This window comes from Curtobacterium aurantiacum (genome assembly GCF_018598555.1).
GTDB lineage: Bacteria > Actinomycetota > Actinomycetes > Actinomycetales > Microbacteriaceae > Curtobacterium > Curtobacterium aurantiacum.
This window is the reverse complement of record NZ_JAHEWN010000001.1, coordinates 343,603-361,698: the sequence shown is the minus strand read 5'-3', so window position 1 is coordinate 361,698 and position 18,096 is coordinate 343,603. Positions and strand designations below refer to the sequence as shown.

Sequence of the window (18,096 nt, the reverse complement as noted above, 5' to 3'; positions counted from 1 at the left end):
CCGTCACCACCCCCGGGACCGGCCACGCGCCGGCGTCCGACAGCCGCCGCCCGACACCGGCGAGCCGGTCCCGCCACCCCGGGCGCGCCCGCCGGTGGATCATCGGCTCGATCGCCATCGTCGTCAGCTTCGTCGTGTTCCTGGTGCCGTTCGTCTTCGTCCTGCTCCAGGCGGCGAAGAACCCCGCCGAGGCGAACCAGCTCGGCTTCAGCCTGCCGACCGACTGGCAGCTGTGGCAGAACCTGCAGGCGGTGTTCCAGAGCGGCGACGGCGGGATCCTCCGCGCGTTCTGGAACAGCGCCCTGCTCACCGTCGGCAGCGTCACCGTCATGGTCGTGTTCTCCGCGATGGTCGGGTACGTCCTGCAGCGGCGGCCGAGCCGGTGGAACGGCCTGATCAACTTCTTCGTGCTGGCGGGGCTCATCGTGCCGCCGGCGATCGTGCCGACCATCTGGGTGCTGCAGGGGCTCAACCTGTTCAAGACCATGGGCGGGATGATCCTCATCGAGGCGACCTTCGGCCTGTCGTTCTGCATCCTGCTGTTCCGGGCGTTCGTCGCGACGATCCCGAAGGAACTCGACGAGGCCGCCGTGCTCGACGGCGCCGGCCCGATCCGCCTGTTCTTCGGGGTGGTGCTGCCACTGCTCAAGCCGGTGATCATCACGGTCGTGCTCGTGCAGTCGGTGACGGTGTTCAACGACTTCACGAACCCGCTGTACTTCCTGCCGGGGTCCGAGAACGCGACGGTGCAGCAGACGCTCTACGCGTTCCAGAGCCAGTCGGTCAGCCAGCTGAACCTGCTGTTCACCGACGTGCTGCTCATCACGATCCCGCCGCTGATCCTCTACGTCTTCTTCAACCGTCAGATCGTCGCCGGCATGACCAGCGGCGCCGTCAAGGGCTGACCGCCCACCCCGGCCTGGAGGCGCGACCCGCCTCCGCCACACCGCCCACCCGGGCGGACGGCCGGGGCCACGACCCCCGCACCGGTCGACGACGACCGGTCGCGTGAAAGGACCACCACATGACCACCTGGACCGCACCGTTCATCGCGGCCGACACCGACCTCGGCAGCGCCCCGATCCTGCGTCGGGAGTTCCCCCTCGACGACGGCCACGGCGCCGTCACCGCCGCCACCCTCGACGTCAGCGCCCTCGGCGTCGTCGAGGCCTGGCTCGGCGGGCAGCGCGTCTCCGACCACCTGCTCGAACCGGGGTGGACGAGCTACGAGTGGCGCATCCGCGTCGTCTCGCACGACGTCACCGAGCACCTGTCCGACACGCTCCCCGGCCAGCCGGCCGTGCTCGCGCTCGTCGTCGGCAACGGCTGGGCCGCCGGACGCCTGGCCTGGGGCGGCGGTGGCGGCTGGTACACCGACGAGCGCGCCGGCTTCGCCGAGCTCCGGATCACCTTCGCCGACGGGCACGAGCAGCACGTCACGACCGACACCGACTGGCAGGCCCTGTCGAGCGCGATCACCGCGGACCAGCTCTACGACGGGCAGGACATCGACGCCCGACTCCGCGACGGCTCGTTCCTGACGCCCGGCGAGGTCACCGTGCCCAGCGTCGACGGCCACCGGGGTCGGACGAGCACGGTGCACACGGTCGACATCGGCGAGCGCGAACTCGTCGCCGACACGGTGCCGCCGGTGCGCCCGCTCGCCGAGATCGCCCCGGTGGCGATCTGGACGAGCCCGTCGGGAGCCACCCTGCTCGACTTCGGCGTGAACCTGGTCGGGTGGCTCCGGGTCACCGCGACCGGTCAAGCCGGCACCGTGCTCACCCTGCAGCACGCCGAGGTGCTCGAGCACGACGAGCTCGGCACCCGCCCCTTGCGCACCGCGAAGGCGACGGACCACTTCACCCTGCGCGGTGACGACGAGCCCGAGACGTTCGAGCCCCGCTTCACGTTCCACGGGTTCCGCTACGCGCAGGTCGACGGCTGGCCGGGCAGCCACGACGAGCTCCGCGCCGCGGTCACCGCCGTGCAGGTCGGGTCGGACCTCACCCGCACGGGCACGTTCGCGTCGAGCCACGAGCTGCTGAACACCTTCCACGACAACGTCGTCCGGGGCATGCAGGGCAACTTCCTGAGCGTGCCGACGGACTGCCCGCAGCGCGACGAGCGACTCGGCTGGACGGGCGACATCGCCGCGTTCGCCCCGACGGCCTCGTACCTGTTCGACACGCGGACGTTCCTGGCCGACTGGCTGCGCGACGTCTGGCTCGAGCAGCAGCACGCCGACGGGGTCATCCCGTTCGTGGTGCCGGACGTGCTGAAGTACTCCCCCGCCGAGGACTTCGGCAAGCCCGACGCGACCGCCGTCTGGTCGGACGCCGGCGTCTGGGTGCCGTGGACCCTGTACCAGGCGTACGGCGACACCGCGGTGCTCGAGGAGCAGTTCGACTCGATGGCCGCACACCTGCGCCGGGTCCGTGACCACCTGTCCCCGGAAGACCTGTGGGACACCGTGTTCCAGTTCGGCGACTGGCTCGACCCGGACGCCCCGCCCGAGGCCCCGGCCGACGCGAAGGCCGACAAGGGCGTCGTCGCGACGATCTGCGCCTACCGGTCCGCGACGATCGTGGCGGACGCGGCGGAGCTGTTGGGCGGTCACGAGGCGGAAGCAGCGGAGTTCCGGGAACTCGCCACGCGCCTCCAGGCCGGGTTCCGCACCCACTACCTGCAGGACGACGGGCGGATCCTGTCGGACGCGACCACGGTGTGCACGCTGGCGATCGTGTTCGGGATCCTGTCCGAGCAGGAGCAGGCCGTGGCCGGCGACCGTCTCGCCGAGTTGGTCGAGGCGTCCGGGTACCGGATCTCGACGGGCTTCGCCGGGACCCCGTTCATCACCGACGCGCTGACGCAGACGGGCCACCTGGAGGACGCCTACCGGCTGCTGCTGCAGACGGAGTGCCCGTCGTGGCTGTACCCGGTGACGATGGGCGCGACGACGGTGTGGGAGCGGTGGGACTCGATGCTGCCGGACGGCACGATCAACCCGGGTGAGATGACCTCGTTCAACCACTACGCACTCGGTGCCGTGGCGGACTGGATGCACCGGGTGGTGGGTGGCCTGTCGCCGCTGTCGCCGGGGTACGAGTCCGTGCTCATCGCCCCGCAGCCGGGCGGTGGACTGACGTGGGCGGAGACCTCGCTCGACACCGTGCACGGGCACGTCGCCGTGCGGTGGGAGCTCGTCGACGGGGAGTTGCGCGTCCGGGCGACCGTGCCCGAGGGCGTCTCGGCCGTGGTGCGCCTGCCGGGTGTCCCCGAGCAGCGGGTCGGCGGCGGAACGCACGACCTCCGCGCCCCCGCCGCGGTCCCCGCCGCGTAGGCCCCTGGCTCGCAAAACACCGGTGTTCGCGCGTCGAACCCCCGAACGCGCGTGTTCAACACGTGAACACCGGTGTTTGCGGCACCAACGGCACCACACCACCACGGTTGCGGCAGACCGCCGCGCGCCGTACTGTATGAAACGATTCAATCGCACACGAGGAAGTGACACGATGACATCGACCCCGAGCTTCGCCGGCATCGCCGACCAGCTGGCACGACAGCAGATCGAGCTGCCCAGCTGGGCCTTCGGCAACTCCGGCACCCGCTTCAAGGTGTTCAGCACGCCGGGCACCCCGCGCGACCCGTACGAGAAGATCGCCGACGCCGCCCAGGTGCACGAGTACACCGGCCTGGCCCCCACCGTCGCGCTGCACATCCCGTGGGACCTGGTGGACGACTTCGCCGACCTCAAGCGCCACGCCGAGGAGCACGGGGTGTCGCTCGGCACCGTCAACTCGAACACGTTCCAGGACGACGACTTCAAGTTCGGCGCCCTGACCCACGTCGACGAGACGATCCGGCAGAAGGCGATCGACCACCACCTGCGCTGCATCGACGTGATGGACGCCACCGGCAGCCGCGACCTGAAGATCTGGCTCGCCGAGGGGTCGAACTACCCCGGACAAGAGGACATGCGCTCCCGCCAGGACCGCCTGCACGAGTCGCTCAGCACGATCTACGACCGCCTCGGTGCTGACCAGCGGCTCGTGCTCGAGTACAAGTTCTTCGAGCCGTCGTTCTACCACACGGACGTCCCCGACTGGGGCACCAGCTACGTGCAGACGGCGGCACTCGGCCCGAAGGCGATGGTCTGCCTCGACACCGGCCACCACGCCCCCGGCACGAACATCGAGTTCATCGTGATGCAGCTCCTGCGCCTCGGCAAGCTCGGATCCTTCGACTTCAACTCGCGCTTCTACGCCGACGACGACCTGATCGTTGGCGCCGCGGACCCGTTCCAGCTGTTCCGGATCCTGGTCGAGGTCATCCGCGGCGGCGGCTACGACAACCCCGACGTGGCGTTCATGCTCGACCAGTGCCACAACGTCGAGGACAAGATCCCCGGCCAGATCCGCTCGGTGCTCAACGTGCAGGAGATGACGGCCCGCGCGCTCCTGCTCGACCGCGTCGCACTGACCGCCGCACAAGAGGCGCACGACGTCCTGGGCGCGAACGAGGTCTTCATGGACGCGTACCAGACCGACGTCCGGAAGGACCTGGCCGAGTGGCGCGAGTCCCGCGGGCTGCCGGCGAACCCGATGCGCGCGTACCTGGAGTCCGGGTACCAGCAGTCGATCGCCGAGGACCGCGTCGGCGGCGTCCAGGCCGGCTGGGGCGCGTAGGAACATGACGAACACAGTGGAGGCACGGGTGGACCCCGCAACGCAGCTCACGGATGCAGACGAGACGATCAGTGCGCTCATCGCGCGCTCGAACGCGCTCGGCTCGGATCCGCGGATCACGAACTACGCGGGCGGGAACACCTCCGCCAAGGGAACAGACACCGACCCCGTCACGGGCGAACCGGTCGAGCTGCTCTGGGTGAAGGGCTCCGGGGGCGACCTCGGCACCCTCACCCCGGCGGGCCTCGCGGTCCTGCGCGTCGACCGGGTACGAGCCCTGCGAAAAGTCTATCCGGGCGTCGAGCGCGAGGACGAGATGGTCGCCGCCTTCGACTACACGCTGCACGGCAAGGGCGGTGCCGCGCCGTCGATCGACACCGCGATGCACGCCCTCGTCGACGCCGCCCACGTCGATCACCTGCACCCCGACGCCGGCATCGCGATCGCCACGGCGGCAGACGGTCCGGCCCTGACCGAGCGGATCTTCGGCGACCGGGTCGTCTGGGTGCCGTGGCGCCGACCCGGATTCCAGCTCGGGCTCGACATCGCAGGCGTCAAGCGTGACCACCCTCAGGCGATCGGCACGATCCTCGGCGGCCACGGCATCACCGCGTGGGGGGACACGAGCGACGAGGCGCAAGGCAACTCCCGCTGGATCATCGACACCGCCGAGCAGTACCTCGCGGAGCACGGCAAGGCGGACCCGTTCGGCGGCGTCCGAGCGGGGTTCGAAGCACTGCCGACCGACGAACGTCGCGCACGCGCCGCCGCCCTCGCCCCGACGATCCGCGGCATCGCCGGGCACGACAAGCCGGTCGTCGGGCACTTCACCGACAGCGCCGTCGTGCTCGACTTCCTCGCGAGCGAACGCGCCGAGGAACTCGCGGCCCTCGGCACCAGCTGCCCGGACCACTTCCTGCGCACCAAGGTCAAGCCGCTCATCCTCGACCTGCCGGCCTCGGCGAGCGTCGACGAGCAGACCGCCCGCCTGCACGAACTGCACGAGCAGTACCGCGCCGACTACCAGGCGTACTACGACCGCTACGCAGACGAGACGAGTCCCGCGATCCGCGGCGCCGACCCGCTCATCGTGCTGGTCCCCGGCGTCGGGATGTTCTCGTACGGCAAGGACGCCCAGACCGCCCGGGTCGCCGGGGAGTTCTACCTCAACGCGATCAACGTCATGCGCGGCGCCGAGTCCGTCAGCACCTACGCCCCGATCGACGAGGCCGAGAAGTTCCGGATCGAGTACTGGGCCCTCGAAGAGGCGAAGCTGCAGCGGATGCCCGCGCCCAAGAAGCTCGCGACGCGCATCGCCCTGGTCACCGGGGCCGCATCGGGCATCGGCAAGGCGATCGCGAAGCGCCTGGCGGCCGAGGGTGCCGCCGTCGTCATCGCCGACCTCGACCTCGAGAAGGCCACCGCTGCGGCGGCCGAGATCGGCGGCCTCGACCACGCCATCGGCGTCGCCGCGAACGTGACAGACGCCGCCGCGATCGAGCAGGCGATCCAGCAGACCCTGCTGCACTTCGGCGGCCTCGACCTCGTCGTGAACAACGCGGGGCTGTCGCTGTCCAAGAGCCTGCTCGAGACCACCGAGCAGGACTGGGACCTGCAGCACGACGTGATGGCGAAGGGCTCGTTCCTGGTGTCGAAGGCCGCGGCGAAGGTGCTCATCGAGCAGGGGCTCGGCGGCGACATCGTGTACATCTCGTCGAAGAACTCGGTGTTCGCCGGGCCGAACAACATCGCGTACTCCGCCACGAAGGCCGACCAGGCCCACCAGGTGCGCTTGCTCGCGGCCGAGCTCGGTGCGCACGGCGTCCGCGTCAACGGCATCAACCCCGACGGCGTCGTGCGCGGCTCCGGCATCTTCGCGAGCGGCTGGGGCGCCAACCGCGCCAAGACGTACGGCATCGAGGAGCAGGACCTCGGCAAGTTCTACGCGCAGCGCACGATCCTGAAGCGCGAGGTCGTGCCCGAGAACGTCGCGAACGCCGTCTACGCCATCTGCACCGACGACTTCTCGCACACCACCGGCCTGCACGTGCCCGTCGACGCTGGCGTCGCCGCGGCCTTCCTGCGGTAGCGACGAACACCGAGCAGGAGCAGAGCATGCACGCCAGCGGCAGCGTCGCCGCGGTCGACCTCGGGGCCACCAGCGGCCGGGTGATCGTCGGCCACGTCGACCCCGACGGGGTCCGGATGGACCACGTCGCGCGGTTCCCGAACGGCCCCGTCACCCTGCACGAGGGCGACGCCGACACCGGTCGCGAGGCCCTGCACTGGGACGTCGTCGAGCTGTACCGGCAGGTGACCGAGGGGCTCCGGCGTGCGTTCGCCGAGCACCCCGCGATCGCCAGCATCGGCATCGACTCGTGGGCGGTCGACTACGGCCTGCTCCGCGACGGCCGACTGCTCGGGCTGCCCTCGCACTACCGCGACGACCGGCACCAGGGCGGTGTCGGCCCCGTGCACGCCCGGATGGCCGCCACCGAGCTGTACGCCCGGAACGGCCTGCAGCACCTGCCGTTCAACACCCTGTTCCAGTGGGCTGCCGACCCGTCACTGCAGCTCGCGCAGCGTGCGCTGCTCGTGCCCGACCTGCTCGGGTACTGGCTGACGGGGGTCGAGGCGGCCGAGCGCACGAACGCCTCGACGACCGGGGCCCTGAACGCGACCACCCGTGGGTGGGACCCGGCGGTGCGGGCTGCTGCGGGCCTCCCGGCCGGGCTGCTGCCCACGCTGCGCGACCCGGGCGACCGACTCGGCCCCCTGTTGCCGTCCGTCGCCGAACTCGTCGGCGGGAAGGCCGACGTGACGCTGGTCGGCTCGCACGACACGGCGAGCGCCGTCGTCGCGGTCCCCGCGACGGAGCCGGACTTCGCCTACATCTCGTCGGGCACGTGGTCGCTCGTCGGCGTCGAGCTCGACGCGCCCGTCCTGTCGGACGCGGCGCGACGCGCGAACTGCACGAACGAGGGCGGTGTCGACGGCCGCGTCCGGTTCCTGAAGAACGTGTCCGGACTGTGGTTGCTGTCGGAGAGCGTCCGCACCTGGGAGCGCGGTGGCGACCACGTCGACCTGGAGGCCCTGCTCGCCTCCGCCGCGGCCGTCACCGCCCCGGTTCCCGTCTTCGACCCCGCGGACGAGTCGTTCACGGCGCCCGGCGACATGCCGGCACGGATCGCCGCGTGGTGCGCGGCGCACGGGCTGAGCGCCCCCGCGTCGCGCGCGGAGTTCGTCCGGAGCATCCTCGAGTCGCTCGCGACGGCGTACGCCGGGACCCTGCGCACCATCGCCGGCGTGACCGGCAAGACCATCCGGGTCGTGCACGTCGTGGGCGGCGGCTCGCAGAACCGGCTGCTCTGCCAGCTGACCGCGGACCGCACCGGCCTGCCGGTCGTGGCCGGCCCGGTCGAGGCCACCGCACTCGGCAACGTGCTGGTGCAGGCGCGCGCCGCTGGACTCGCTGGCCTCGGAGGGGCTTCACTGGAGGCACTCCGCAGCATCGTCGCACGGAGCGTCGAGCCCGTGCGGTACACCCCCTCGGCGTCGTCGCGCGCCGATCCCGATCGATCCCCCGTCAGGAGCCACGCATGACCACGACCGACGACCAGCACCGGATCGACCCCGCAACCGGCGCACCGGCGCCCGCGACCGGGTCCGCGTCCGCCGCTCGCACGCCGGTCAAGCGGCAGCTGCCGACGGTGCGGGACCTCGCGCCGCTCATGCAGTTCAGGAAGCCTTCGCTGCCGGGGCGGCGTCAGCGCCTCGAGCAGGCCTTGACGATCTGGGACCTCCGCGACATCGCCGCCCGGCGCACCCCGAAGGCCGCCTTCGACTACACCGAGGGCGCGGCCGAGGCGGAGATCTCCCTGGCCCGTGCCCGGCAGGCGTTCGAGGACATCGAGTTCACCCCGGCGATCCTGCGGGACGTGTCGAGGGTGGACACCTCGCGCGAGGTGCTCGGGGCGCCGGTGTCGTACCCGTTCGGCATCGCGCCGACGGGATTCACGCGGATGATGCAGACCGAGGGCGAGCGGGCCGGCGCCCGGGCAGCCGGACGTGCCGGCATCCCGTTCTCGCTCTCCACGATGGGCACCACCGCGATCGAGGACGTCCGGGACGCCAACCCGCACGGGCGCAACTGGTTCCAGCTGTACATGTGGAAGGACCGCGAGAAGTCGATGGCGCTGGTCTCCCGCGCGCAGCAGGCCGGGTTCGACACCCTGCTCGTCACCGTGGACGTCCCCGTCGCGGGTGCGCGGCTGCGGGACAAGCGGAACGGGTTCTCGATCCCGCCGCAGCTGAGCGCCCGGACCGTGGTGAACGCGATCCCGCGGCCGTGGTGGTGGTTCGACTTCCTGACCACCGAGCCGCTGGCGTTCGCGTCGCTCGACCGCTGGTCCGGCACCGTCGGGGAGCTGCTCGACCACATGTTCGACCCGACCGTCACCTACGAGGACCTCGCCTGGATCCGCGACCAGTGGCAGGGCAAGGTCGTCGTGAAGGGCGTGCAGTCGCTGGCCGACGCCAAGCGCCTGGCGGACCTGGGGGTCGACGGCATCACGCTGTCGAACCACGGCGGCCGACAGCTCGACCGCGCACCCGTCCCCTTCCACCTGCTGCCCTCCGTGGTCAAGGAGGTCGGCGGGGACACCGAGGTGCACCTCGACACGGGCATCATGTCCGGCGCCGACATCGTGGCCGCGGTCGCCCTCGGCGCGAAGTTCACGATGGTCGGTCGCGCCTACCTGTACGGGCTGATGGCCGGCGGCGAGGCCGGGGTGGACCGGATGATCCAGATCCTGTCCGAGCAGATCGAGCGGACCATGCGGCTGCTCGGGGTGGCCTCGCTCGACGAGCTCGAGCCGGGACACGTGACGCAGCTGCAGCGGTTGCAGCCGATCCCCCGGGTCTGACCCGTCAGCTCGCCGCGCGTTGCATCGTGCACGTTCGGCCGCAGGACACCGGGCGTTCGTCGATCGATTTCCGTGACGCCCCCCGAACGGGTCACAAATGATGCAAGATGTCCGTGGACGTGTCAACGAACCCCTCGGCAACCGGCCGGTCGACGCGTCCGTCCCTCCCCGCATCCTGCGCCCGAAGCACCACGAGGAGCCCGACATCTCGACCCGAAGCACGTGCACGCCTCTGCGCGGCACGACCCCAGGAAACACGTCCACGCCCGTCGAAGGACGCACCCGATGATCCGCCACCGCGCAGTCCTGGCGGCCGCGACCGCCGGCGCCCTGGTCCTCGGCGTCCCCACCGCCGCCTCCGCCCGGACCTGGTGGGGCTGGGACGGCGAGCGCCGCTGGCACCACGCTCCGGTGAACCCCACCCCGACGCCGGCCCCGGACGAGACGGAGCCGCCGGCCCCGACCGACGAGTGGGCCCCGGAACCGGAGCCCACGCAGGACTCCGCTCCGATCGAGGACACAGCGCCCGTCGCCGAGCCCGAGCCCGAGGCGGAAGCCGAGCCCGAGGCAGCGCCCGAGCCCGAACCCGAGGCGGCCCCCGAGGACCTCGCGGCGCTCGCTCCCGATGCCTCCTTCGTCGAGGACTTCACCACGAACGCTGTCACCGGCCTCGTCTCGTCGCTCTACCCGCAGTCGTGGCAGCCCTACCCCGACGGCACCTCCGGCATCTACGCGCCGAGCAAGACGGTCTCGGTGCACGACGGCGTGATGGACGTCGCCCTCGGCACCGGTGCCGGAGCGGCCGGCACCTTCGGCTCCTCCGACGGCGCCTGGGACCACGTCGGCGGCTCGTTCTCCGTCCGCGCGAAGGCGACCGGCGGCGACGGCAACGGTGCGGCGTTCATGCTGTGGCCGACGTCGAACGTGTGGTCCGACGGCGAGATCGACTTCCCCGAGGGCAACTTCGAGTCGAACCCGATGGTGTTCCACCACTCGATGACCCCGGGACGGGAGGCCGAGCGCATCCAGGTCGACACCGGTGTCTCGTGGCGCGACTGGCACACGTACAAGGTGGACTGGGTGCCCGGCGAGTCCGTCACGTACAGCGTCGACGGCAGGGTCCTGCAGACCATCACCGAGGACGTGCCGACGACGCCGCACCGCTTCATGTTCCAGGTCGGCAACTGGGGCGACGAGGGCAACCTCCTCATCGACTGGGTCTCGACGACCGAGTAGCGTCCGCAGGTCCACCCAGGACGGACGGGAGGCCCGGTGCCAGCTGGCACCGGGCCTCCCGTCCGTCCATGGTCGCGTCTGCTGCCGCGGCGCCCCGGCGGACCCTGTGGGCTAGCGCTTCTCGTCGACGAGGGCGATGAAGCGGCTGCCGATGCCCTCGACCTCACGCCGGGTCAGGCCGGCGGTGGGCTCGGGCGCCTGGTACGGGGCGTGGTAGTCGCACATCAGGTAGTCCCACTCGGGCCACCACTTCTTCGGACGCGCCTCTTCGTCGAAGCCGCAGACCACGCACTCCAGGCGCGTCCAGACCTTCTTGGTGCCGGTCCGGTTTGCGCGGGACTGCACGAGCCAGGCGGGCGGGTCCTGCTCGATCGCGTCGAGCTCCGCTTCACTCAGGCGCGACGGGATGCCGTGGCGGGTCGCCATCTCGAGGGGGATGTCGAGCCGGACTGCGGCTTCGCGGCGGGAGAGCATCCGTCCAGGGTAGGTCCTGAGGACGTGGATGCAGGCATGCTGACCCACCTTGCGCCACGGGTGTTCTGCCGCGCCTTCGGCGTCGGGGCGCTGGATGCGGGGGTTGTGATGGCGCTCATCGGCGCCGTCGTCGATCGCGTCGGACTCATGGCCGGAGGGCGGGTCATCGCGGATGGGATTGCTGTGGAGCCGCTACCTGCCCCTGCGGACGCCAGCGATCACGGAAGGGAGGAACCCGGGGAACGCTTCTTCCAGGTCGGCTTCGCGGAGTACGTTCATCCGAGACGTGCCGACGTAGTACTGGTGGATCACACCGGCCTGCCGCAGCGCGGTGAAGTGGTGCGTCGCGGTCGAAGCCTTGATGGGCAGGTCGAAGTTGCCGCAGCTGATGTCCGCTTCGGCCGACGCGAGCTGCGTCACGATGCTCAGCCGGATCGGGTCGGCGATGACTTCCAGGACTCGCGGGAAGTGCAGGTCCTCGGTGGATGGTTCGTCGTCGATCGGTGCTCGAGCCATTCGCAGCCTCCTTACGGGGGAATGATCGTACCGAGAGGGTGTGGCCAGCCGCTGCGAGCTTCTCCGCCGTGCATCTGTCACAACGACCAGCGGCGACGACGAGAACGACTCGGAACGCGAGGAGCAGTCGAGGTCAGCGGACCTCGATGACGACCTTGCCGAGGGGACCTTCGGCGAGACGGTCGTAGGCGGCCTTCGCGTCCTCGAATCGGAAGGTGGAGTCGATGACGGGGCTGATCTCGTGGTCATCGAGGAACTCGACGAGCTCCTCGAAAGCCACCCGAGTACCGACGGCGATGCCCTGGATGGTGGTCTGGCGGAACAGCACCGTCATGAGGTCGAGGTTCGTGGTCTGCCCTGCGAGGAAGCCGATGACTGCGACGACGCCACCGGCCTTCGCTGCGCGGACGGAGTCGTTGATGCCGTCACCGCCGGCGACGTCGATGACGACGTCGACGCCCTTCCCATCGGTGAGCTCGAGCGCCTTGCCGGCCCAGTCGGGGGTGGTGCGGTAGTTGATGAGGTCGGTCGCGCCGAGTTCCTTCGCGATGGCGAGTTTGTCGTCGCTGGAGGACGTGGCGATCACGCGTGCGCCGAATGCGGATGCGATCTGGATCGCGAACACGGACACCCCGCCGGTGCCCTGCACGAGCACGCTGCCACCCGTCTCCAGCTTGCCGTGGTGGAAGAGGGAGAACCACGCAGTCAGCGCTGCGATCGGCAGCGTGGCCGCTTCCGCGTCGGTGAGGTTGTCGGGGCTCTTCACGACGCGGTCCTCGTGCAGCAGCATGTACTCGGCGAGACCGCCATCGATCGGGCCGCCGATCATCGCGTCGGTGTGCACCTGGTCCCACGGACCGTCGGCCCACGTGGAGTAGAAGTGCGAGGTGACACGGTCGCCGACCTCCCACTTCGTCACGTCGGAGCCGACCGCGGTGACGACGCCGGCGGAGTCCGCGCCGACGATGAGGCCCTTCGGCATCTTCTCGGGCGAGTAGTTCCCTTCGACGAGTGCCTTGTCACGGTAGTTCAGGGAAACGGCCGAGACCTCCACGAGAAGCTCGTTGGGGCCGGGGGTCGGGACCTCGACCTCGCGGAGGTGGAGATTGTCGAAGCCGAAGTCGGCGAGGGTCCAGGCGCGCATGGCGGTCCAATCGTCGCGGTGATGCACCGGGGTGTTCCGGAGCCCATGGGCTCACAGTACGGCCTTTTTCGATACACATCAAACTTGACGTGGATCGAAGTTACCCGTTGATGCCGACGCGGCATTCATCCTCTTCGTCGCGGTGTCGATGGTCCCGGTGGCATCAGCTCTCGCCGATGACTCGTGGGTCTCGTCCGTAGCGAGGGGCTGCGTGGATGTTGTCGCGAAGGGTGGCGCCCTCGTAGTCGCGGTGGAAGATGCCGCGTTCCTGGAGGATCGGCACGACTTCGTCGACGAAGGCGTCGACTCCGTCGTGGAGACTGTCGATGGAGAGGGAGAAGCCGTCGCATGCGCCGGCCTCGAACCACTCCTGCATGAAGTCGGCAATCCTTTCGGGGGTGTCGGCGACGACGGGGTGGTAGTCGATGACGCCGTGCGCGATGACATCGCGGAGAGACCATCCCTCGCGGACAACAGCGAGCGCATGGTCCGAGCGTGGGTCGGACGGGTTCGCCACCGCCCGCTCGAGGACCTGTTCGGGCACGGACTGGTCGATGTCCTCGTAGCGGAGGGGCAACCCGATCATGTGCCCGAGGTAGGCAACGCGCTGGCGAAGGTCGATGGACTCGTCAAGCGCGCGGCGACGGTCGAGGGCGTCCCGCTTGGTAGCGCCAACGGTGGGCATGAAGCCGGCGAACATCTTGATGTCGTCAGCATTTCGGCCCGCGGCGACGGCAGCTGCGCGGAGAGCATCGCGCTGCGCTTTCGCGCTGGCGATGTCGTAGGGAGTGGCGTAGACCCCGTCCGCGTAACGCCCGGCGAGTTCGAGGCCGTTCTGACCCCCGCCGGCCTGGAAGATGACGGGCTGACCCTGCTCCGACGGCGGGATGGGCAGCGGCCCACGGGAAGCGACGTACTGACCACCGAGATTGATCGGCTGGATCTTCGACGCGTCGGCATAGATGCCCGCTGCGACATCGCCGATGAGCGCGTCCGTGCCCCAGCTGCCCCAAAGCGCCTCAACGACCTGGATCACCTCGTGCGCTCGTCCGTACTTCTCCGGTCTCGGCGGCACCGCCACCCCGAAGTTCGCAGCCGCTTCTGGGTTGGAGGTCGTGACCGCGTTCCAGCCGATGCGTCCGTGACTGATGACGTCCATCGCCTTGAACTGCCGGGCGATGTTGTACGGCTCGTTGAACGTCGTCGAAGCGGTGGCAACCAGCCCGATGCGCTTCGTCTCGCGGGCGATGGACGTCATGACCACGACCGGGTCGATGACGTGCCGCTGCGGTTGCACGTTCAGATCCGTCTCGAGTGCGGGAGTGTCGGCGAAGAAGAGCAGTTGGACCTTGCCGCGCTCGGCAGCCTGGGCATGGCGGACGTGTGCGTCCATGTCGGTGTAGCTGTCCAGGGGGACGCCGGGCATGCGCCAGGCACCGGGAGCCCCGCCGAACCCGCCGACGAGCTGCATTGCCAGGAGCATCTGAGGGGCGGACGTCAGTTGGGAGGTCTCGGTGGTCATATCACCAGTCTCAACACTGACATCAGTGTCAATGTCAAGTCCAACCGGTGCGCGAGTGCCTAGCTCGGTTGGGTAGCGAGCCGGTCCGATGTGGCAGCGTCGAGCGCTTCGATGTACGCGGTCAGGGCGTCGCGGTTCTGGATCAGGAAGTCGATCTTCTGCGCCATGCGGTCGCGTTCCTCGACGAGCATGTCGCGGAGTCCTGGCTCGACGTTGCTGACGACGATCGCTTGCTGCTTGTCCAGGCACGGGAGGACATCGATGATGATGCGGGTCGGGATGCCGGAGTCGACCAACCCGCGGATCTTCCCGACGCGTTCGATCAGGTAGTCGTCGTAGTCGCGGTACCCGTTCGGGAGCCTCGTCGGCTGGATCAGTCCCTGCTTCTCGTAGTAACGGAGCATCCGGGGTGCGACGCCCGTCTTCTCTGCCAGTTCTCCGATTCTCATCTACCCTCCGTCGTCGGCTTGACATTGACATTAGTGACAACGTTGAGCATGGGGAAGACCAAGGAGACGGAAGATGGACTCAACTTCTCCGCCGACATCCCGCGCCCGTGAAACCATCTGACTCGTGCCGAGCATCACGACGGGGCCTCAGCGGAAGCGAGGCCCCCTCCGGAGTTGATCAGCGGTTCAGGCCACGTCGACAGCAGCGGGAGGGGTCGCTCGACGGCGGCCGATCGCGAGGGTGCCGATGACAGCGGCCACCGCGATGATGCCGGCGGTCATGAACGCAGTCTGACCCGCAGCGACGGTCTGCACGACGTTGAGTTCGCCTGCGTTCACGGCGTTCGAGCCGATCGTGTAGGCAGACACGAGGACTGCACCGCCGGCAGCGCCGGCGAGCTGCTGCACCGCGCTGAACGCGGCACTGCCGTGCGGGTACAGCTCGGCGCGGAGGGACGACAGCGCGAGGGTCGTCATCGGGGCCCACATCATCGCCTGCGCTGCGGTCATCACGAGGTACCCGGCCAGGTAGACCCAGACGCTGCTGCGGTTGTCGAGGGCGCTGAGGAACCAGATGCTGGCCGCCCAGATGATCGCGCCGGGGATCGCCAGTGGCAGGGGGCCGTACCGGTCGTAGACACGGCCCCCGAGGGCGGAGACGACGGAGATGACGATGCCACCGGGGACGAGGAACAGTCCGATGGAGAGGGTGCTGAGCCCCAGCGATCCGGTGAGCACCAGGGGCAGGACGAGCAGGATCCCGAAGCCGTTGAGCGCCACGAAGAGCATGACGAGGATCGGGACGACGAAGGCTTTGGACCGGAAGATGCGCATGTCGAGGAACGCGTCCCCGTGACGACGGAGCGCGAGTTGACGGAACACGAACCCGGCCACGCCGAGGACACCGACGATGATCGGGATGACGGGCGGGACGGGGGCGTGACCCTCAGCGGACTCGCCGATCAAGGACAGGCCGAACACCAGCGCGCCGAACCCGACGGCGGACAGCGCCACCGAGAACAGGTCGAGGGTTGCGCGTTCCGGCGCGGTGATGTTCTTCAGCTTCATCGCTCCCGCGACGAGGGCGATCACGGCGAGGGGCAGGACGAGGATGAACAGCCACCGCCACGGCAGGAACGTCAGCACGAGCCCGGAGATGGCAGGGCCGACTGCCGGAGCGATCGCCGGGACGGCGGTGACGAGCGCCATGATCCGACCACGGCGGGACTCGGGCACCAAGCGGATGGCCGTCGTCATGAGCAGCGGCACGAACACCGCGGTCCCCACCGCCTGGACGACGCGTCCGACGAGGAGCACCGCGAACCCGGGTGCGACCGCTGAGATCGCGGTCCCCACGATGAAGGTCGACAAGGCCGTGAGAAAGATCGTCCGCAGGTGGAAGCGACGCATGATGAACCCGGTCGCGGGGATGAGCACGGCGAGCGTGAGGAGGTAGCCGGTCGTCAGCCACTGACCGGCGGACGGGGTGACGCCGAGGTCGCGGATGAGGGTCGGGAGTGCCACGCCGAGCAGCATCTCGTTCAGCAGGACGAGGAACGTGGACGCCATCAGGAGGCCGAGGACCAGTCCGTCCCCCGGCTTCAACCGATCAGTGCTCGGAGGCTTGCTGTGGGTGCGGGCAGAAGTCGTCATCTGACCATCGTCAACATTGACATTAGTGTCAATGTCAAGCCGGTCATCGGAGCGAAGCGACGTCGCCCGCTTCGCGCGCGGGGCTTCTGCACAGGACGAGCACGGCGCAACGAGACGCCCCGCCGGGTCACGGTCCGACAGCATGCGAGCGCTGGCGACCCGACGCCCGGTAGCCCACCCGAGACGGACGGGAGGCCCGGTGCCAGCTGGCAACGGGCCTCCCGTCCGTTTCGTGGTCGCGTCCATGACGCGACCAGCAGGCGCAGGCTCAGCGCGATCCGACGATCGCAGCCTTGGTCTGGTCACGCAGGTACGCGACGCCGGCGGCGTTCGGGTGGAGTGCGCCGAAGAGGATGCTGTACTTCGTCCCGGCAACCGGCGTGCTGTCCGCAGCGGTGCCGTGATCCGTCAGGGTGAGTCCTGCCATCCATGCGGAGCCCGACGCAGCACAGGGGGTGTGCGCGGCGGAGGCCTGGAGCGTCGAGACGTAGGTGAAGCCACGAGCCTTCGCCGCAGCCTTGACCGCTCCGTCGAGCGCGTTCTGGGTGCGGTGGAAGTAGGCGGTGTCGACGCCGGTGAAGGGGAACGCGTTCTGGGGGAACGGCGGCTCGAACCCGGAGTCGCCGAGGAGGCTCGAGAAGCACCCCTTCGGGAACTGCGACGAGCCCGGCGCGATCATCGGGTAGCCGACGACGAACACCTTCGCCCGCGGGGCACGCTGCGCGATCACGCGGAAGGTCTGTGCGAGCCGCGGCGCAACCGTGGTGCGGATGCGCGCTGCGAGACGATCGTGTTCAACGCCACGGACGACCGGTGCGTAGTAGTCCTTGCAGTGGTCGTAGCTGTGCCCGCGGATGTCGGCGAACAAGGGGCCGTTCTTGGCCAGCGCGATGCAGTTCTTGATGACGCCGGTGAACCCCAGGTCGTTTCCGCCGATCGACACCGTGACGACGTCCGTGTCCTTGGAGAGTGCGTCGGCCTGGACGGGCGCGGTGGTGCGTCCGACGCCGGTCGCCTGCGGGACCCGGGTGATGTTGCCGGTGGTGGCACCGGCGCAGGCTCGGTCGTCGAGCCGGAGTCCCAGGGAAGCCGCGACCTGGTGCGGGTAGTCGGTGGTGGACTGGAAGCAGCCGGCCGCCGGGCCCGAGCCGTAGGGGGCGATGCCGAAGCCGCCGGCGTACGAGTCGCCCAAGGCCACGTAGTTGTCACCGCTGGCGGCGGCCACGGACTGGGTGGGCGCCGCGCCGTCGGCGTTGGCCGCGGAGACGGGCCCGGCCGCCCCGACAGCGAGCGCTGCCGCCGTCAGGACGCCACTGGTGATCAGCAGCGCGTGGGTGCGGCGGAGGCGAGGAGCGTGACGCATGGAGCAGGTTCCTTCCAGAGGGCCTATTCGACAGACGATCGTCTGACAAGTAGACGGTAGGTCGGTGGGACGCCTCGCGCCATGAGAGGGCCACAAGGTGCGGAGGTCGCACGACGACGCCGAACA

At 69.6% G+C, this 18,096-nt stretch carries 14 protein-coding genes; 7 read left to right on the top strand and 7 right to left on the bottom strand.

Annotated elements, in window-relative coordinates:
• The first annotated feature begins 98 nt into the window (after positions 1 to 98).
• The 7 genes from KK087_RS01685 to KK087_RS17160 all read left to right on the top strand — a co-directional run bounded on the left by KK087_RS01685 (position 99) and on the right by KK087_RS17160 (position 10,849).
• Positions 99 to 905, top strand: a complete 807-nt coding sequence (locus KK087_RS01685; protein WP_258366682.1) for a carbohydrate ABC transporter permease — start codon at positions 99 to 101, stop codon at positions 903 to 905.
• A gap of 119 nt (positions 906 to 1,024) precedes the next feature.
• Positions 1,025 to 3,343, top strand: a complete 2,319-nt coding sequence (locus KK087_RS01680) for a family 78 glycoside hydrolase catalytic domain (protein ID WP_214563988.1) — start codon at positions 1,025 to 1,027, stop codon at positions 3,341 to 3,343.
• A 172-nt stretch (positions 3,344 to 3,515) separates the two neighbouring features.
• Positions 3,516 to 4,688: an L-rhamnose isomerase gene (rhaI, locus tag KK087_RS01675; protein WP_214563987.1), complete on the top strand. Its 1,173-nt coding sequence runs from the start codon at positions 3,516 to 3,518 to the stop codon at positions 4,686 to 4,688.
• Between the two features lie 4 nt (positions 4,689 to 4,692).
• Positions 4,693 to 6,777: a bifunctional aldolase/short-chain dehydrogenase gene (locus KK087_RS01670; RefSeq protein ID WP_214563986.1), complete on the top strand. Its 2,085-nt coding sequence runs from the start codon at positions 4,693 to 4,695 to the stop codon at positions 6,775 to 6,777.
• A gap of 26 nt (positions 6,778 to 6,803) precedes the next feature.
• Complete coding sequence (locus tag KK087_RS01665) at positions 6,804 to 8,291, top strand: rhamnulokinase (protein WP_214563985.1); 1,488 nt, start codon at positions 6,804 to 6,806, stop codon at positions 8,289 to 8,291.
• Positions 8,288 to 9,613, top strand: coding sequence for an alpha-hydroxy acid oxidase (locus tag KK087_RS01660; RefSeq protein WP_214563984.1), 1,326 nt, complete (start codon positions 8,288 to 8,290; stop codon positions 9,611 to 9,613). Before KK087_RS01665 ends, KK087_RS01660 begins: the two co-directional genes overlap by 4 nt.
• A 285-nt stretch (positions 9,614 to 9,898) precedes the next feature.
• Positions 9,899 to 10,849: a glycoside hydrolase family 16 protein gene (locus KK087_RS17160; RefSeq protein WP_250893332.1), complete on the top strand. Its 951-nt coding sequence runs from the start codon at positions 9,899 to 9,901 to the stop codon at positions 10,847 to 10,849.
• Positions 10,850 to 10,960: 111 nt separating this feature from the next.
• On the opposite strand, the gene KK087_RS01650 is transcribed toward KK087_RS17160, so the two are convergent.
• From KK087_RS01650 to KK087_RS01620, 7 genes are all read right to left on the bottom strand, one after another.
• Complete coding sequence (locus KK087_RS01650) at positions 10,961 to 11,323, bottom strand: hypothetical protein (protein WP_111091258.1); 363 nt, start codon at positions 11,321 to 11,323, stop codon at positions 10,961 to 10,963.
• Between the two features lie 192 nt (positions 11,324 to 11,515).
• Positions 11,516 to 11,839, bottom strand: a complete 324-nt coding sequence (locus KK087_RS01645; RefSeq protein WP_214530973.1) for an ArsR/SmtB family transcription factor — start codon at positions 11,837 to 11,839, stop codon at positions 11,516 to 11,518.
• A gap of 133 nt (positions 11,840 to 11,972) precedes the next feature.
• The gene (locus KK087_RS01640) at positions 11,973 to 12,983 is read right to left on the bottom strand and encodes a zinc-dependent alcohol dehydrogenase family protein (RefSeq protein WP_214530971.1); all 1,011 of its coding nucleotides are present in this window, start codon (positions 12,981 to 12,983) and stop codon (positions 11,973 to 11,975) included.
• 163 nt (positions 12,984 to 13,146) lie between these two features.
• Positions 13,147 to 14,505 (bottom strand): NtaA/DmoA family FMN-dependent monooxygenase, encoded by a 1,359-nt coding sequence (locus KK087_RS01635; RefSeq protein ID WP_214563983.1) that lies wholly within the window; start codon positions 14,503 to 14,505, stop codon positions 13,147 to 13,149.
• 59 nt (positions 14,506 to 14,564) lie between these two features.
• A complete protein-coding gene (locus tag KK087_RS01630; RefSeq protein WP_214530967.1) occupies positions 14,565 to 14,954 on the bottom strand; it encodes a MerR family transcriptional regulator in 390 nt (129 codons plus the stop codon).
• A 186-nt stretch (positions 14,955 to 15,140) separates the two neighbouring features.
• Positions 15,141 to 16,607 (bottom strand): DHA2 family efflux MFS transporter permease subunit, encoded by a 1,467-nt coding sequence (locus KK087_RS01625; protein WP_214563982.1) that lies wholly within the window; start codon positions 16,605 to 16,607, stop codon positions 15,141 to 15,143.
• A gap of 268 nt (positions 16,608 to 16,875) precedes the next feature.
• Positions 16,876 to 17,970, bottom strand: coding sequence for an SGNH/GDSL hydrolase family protein (locus KK087_RS01620; protein WP_214563981.1), 1,095 nt, complete (start codon positions 17,968 to 17,970; stop codon positions 16,876 to 16,878).
• Positions 17,971 to 18,096: the final 126 nt, after the last annotated feature.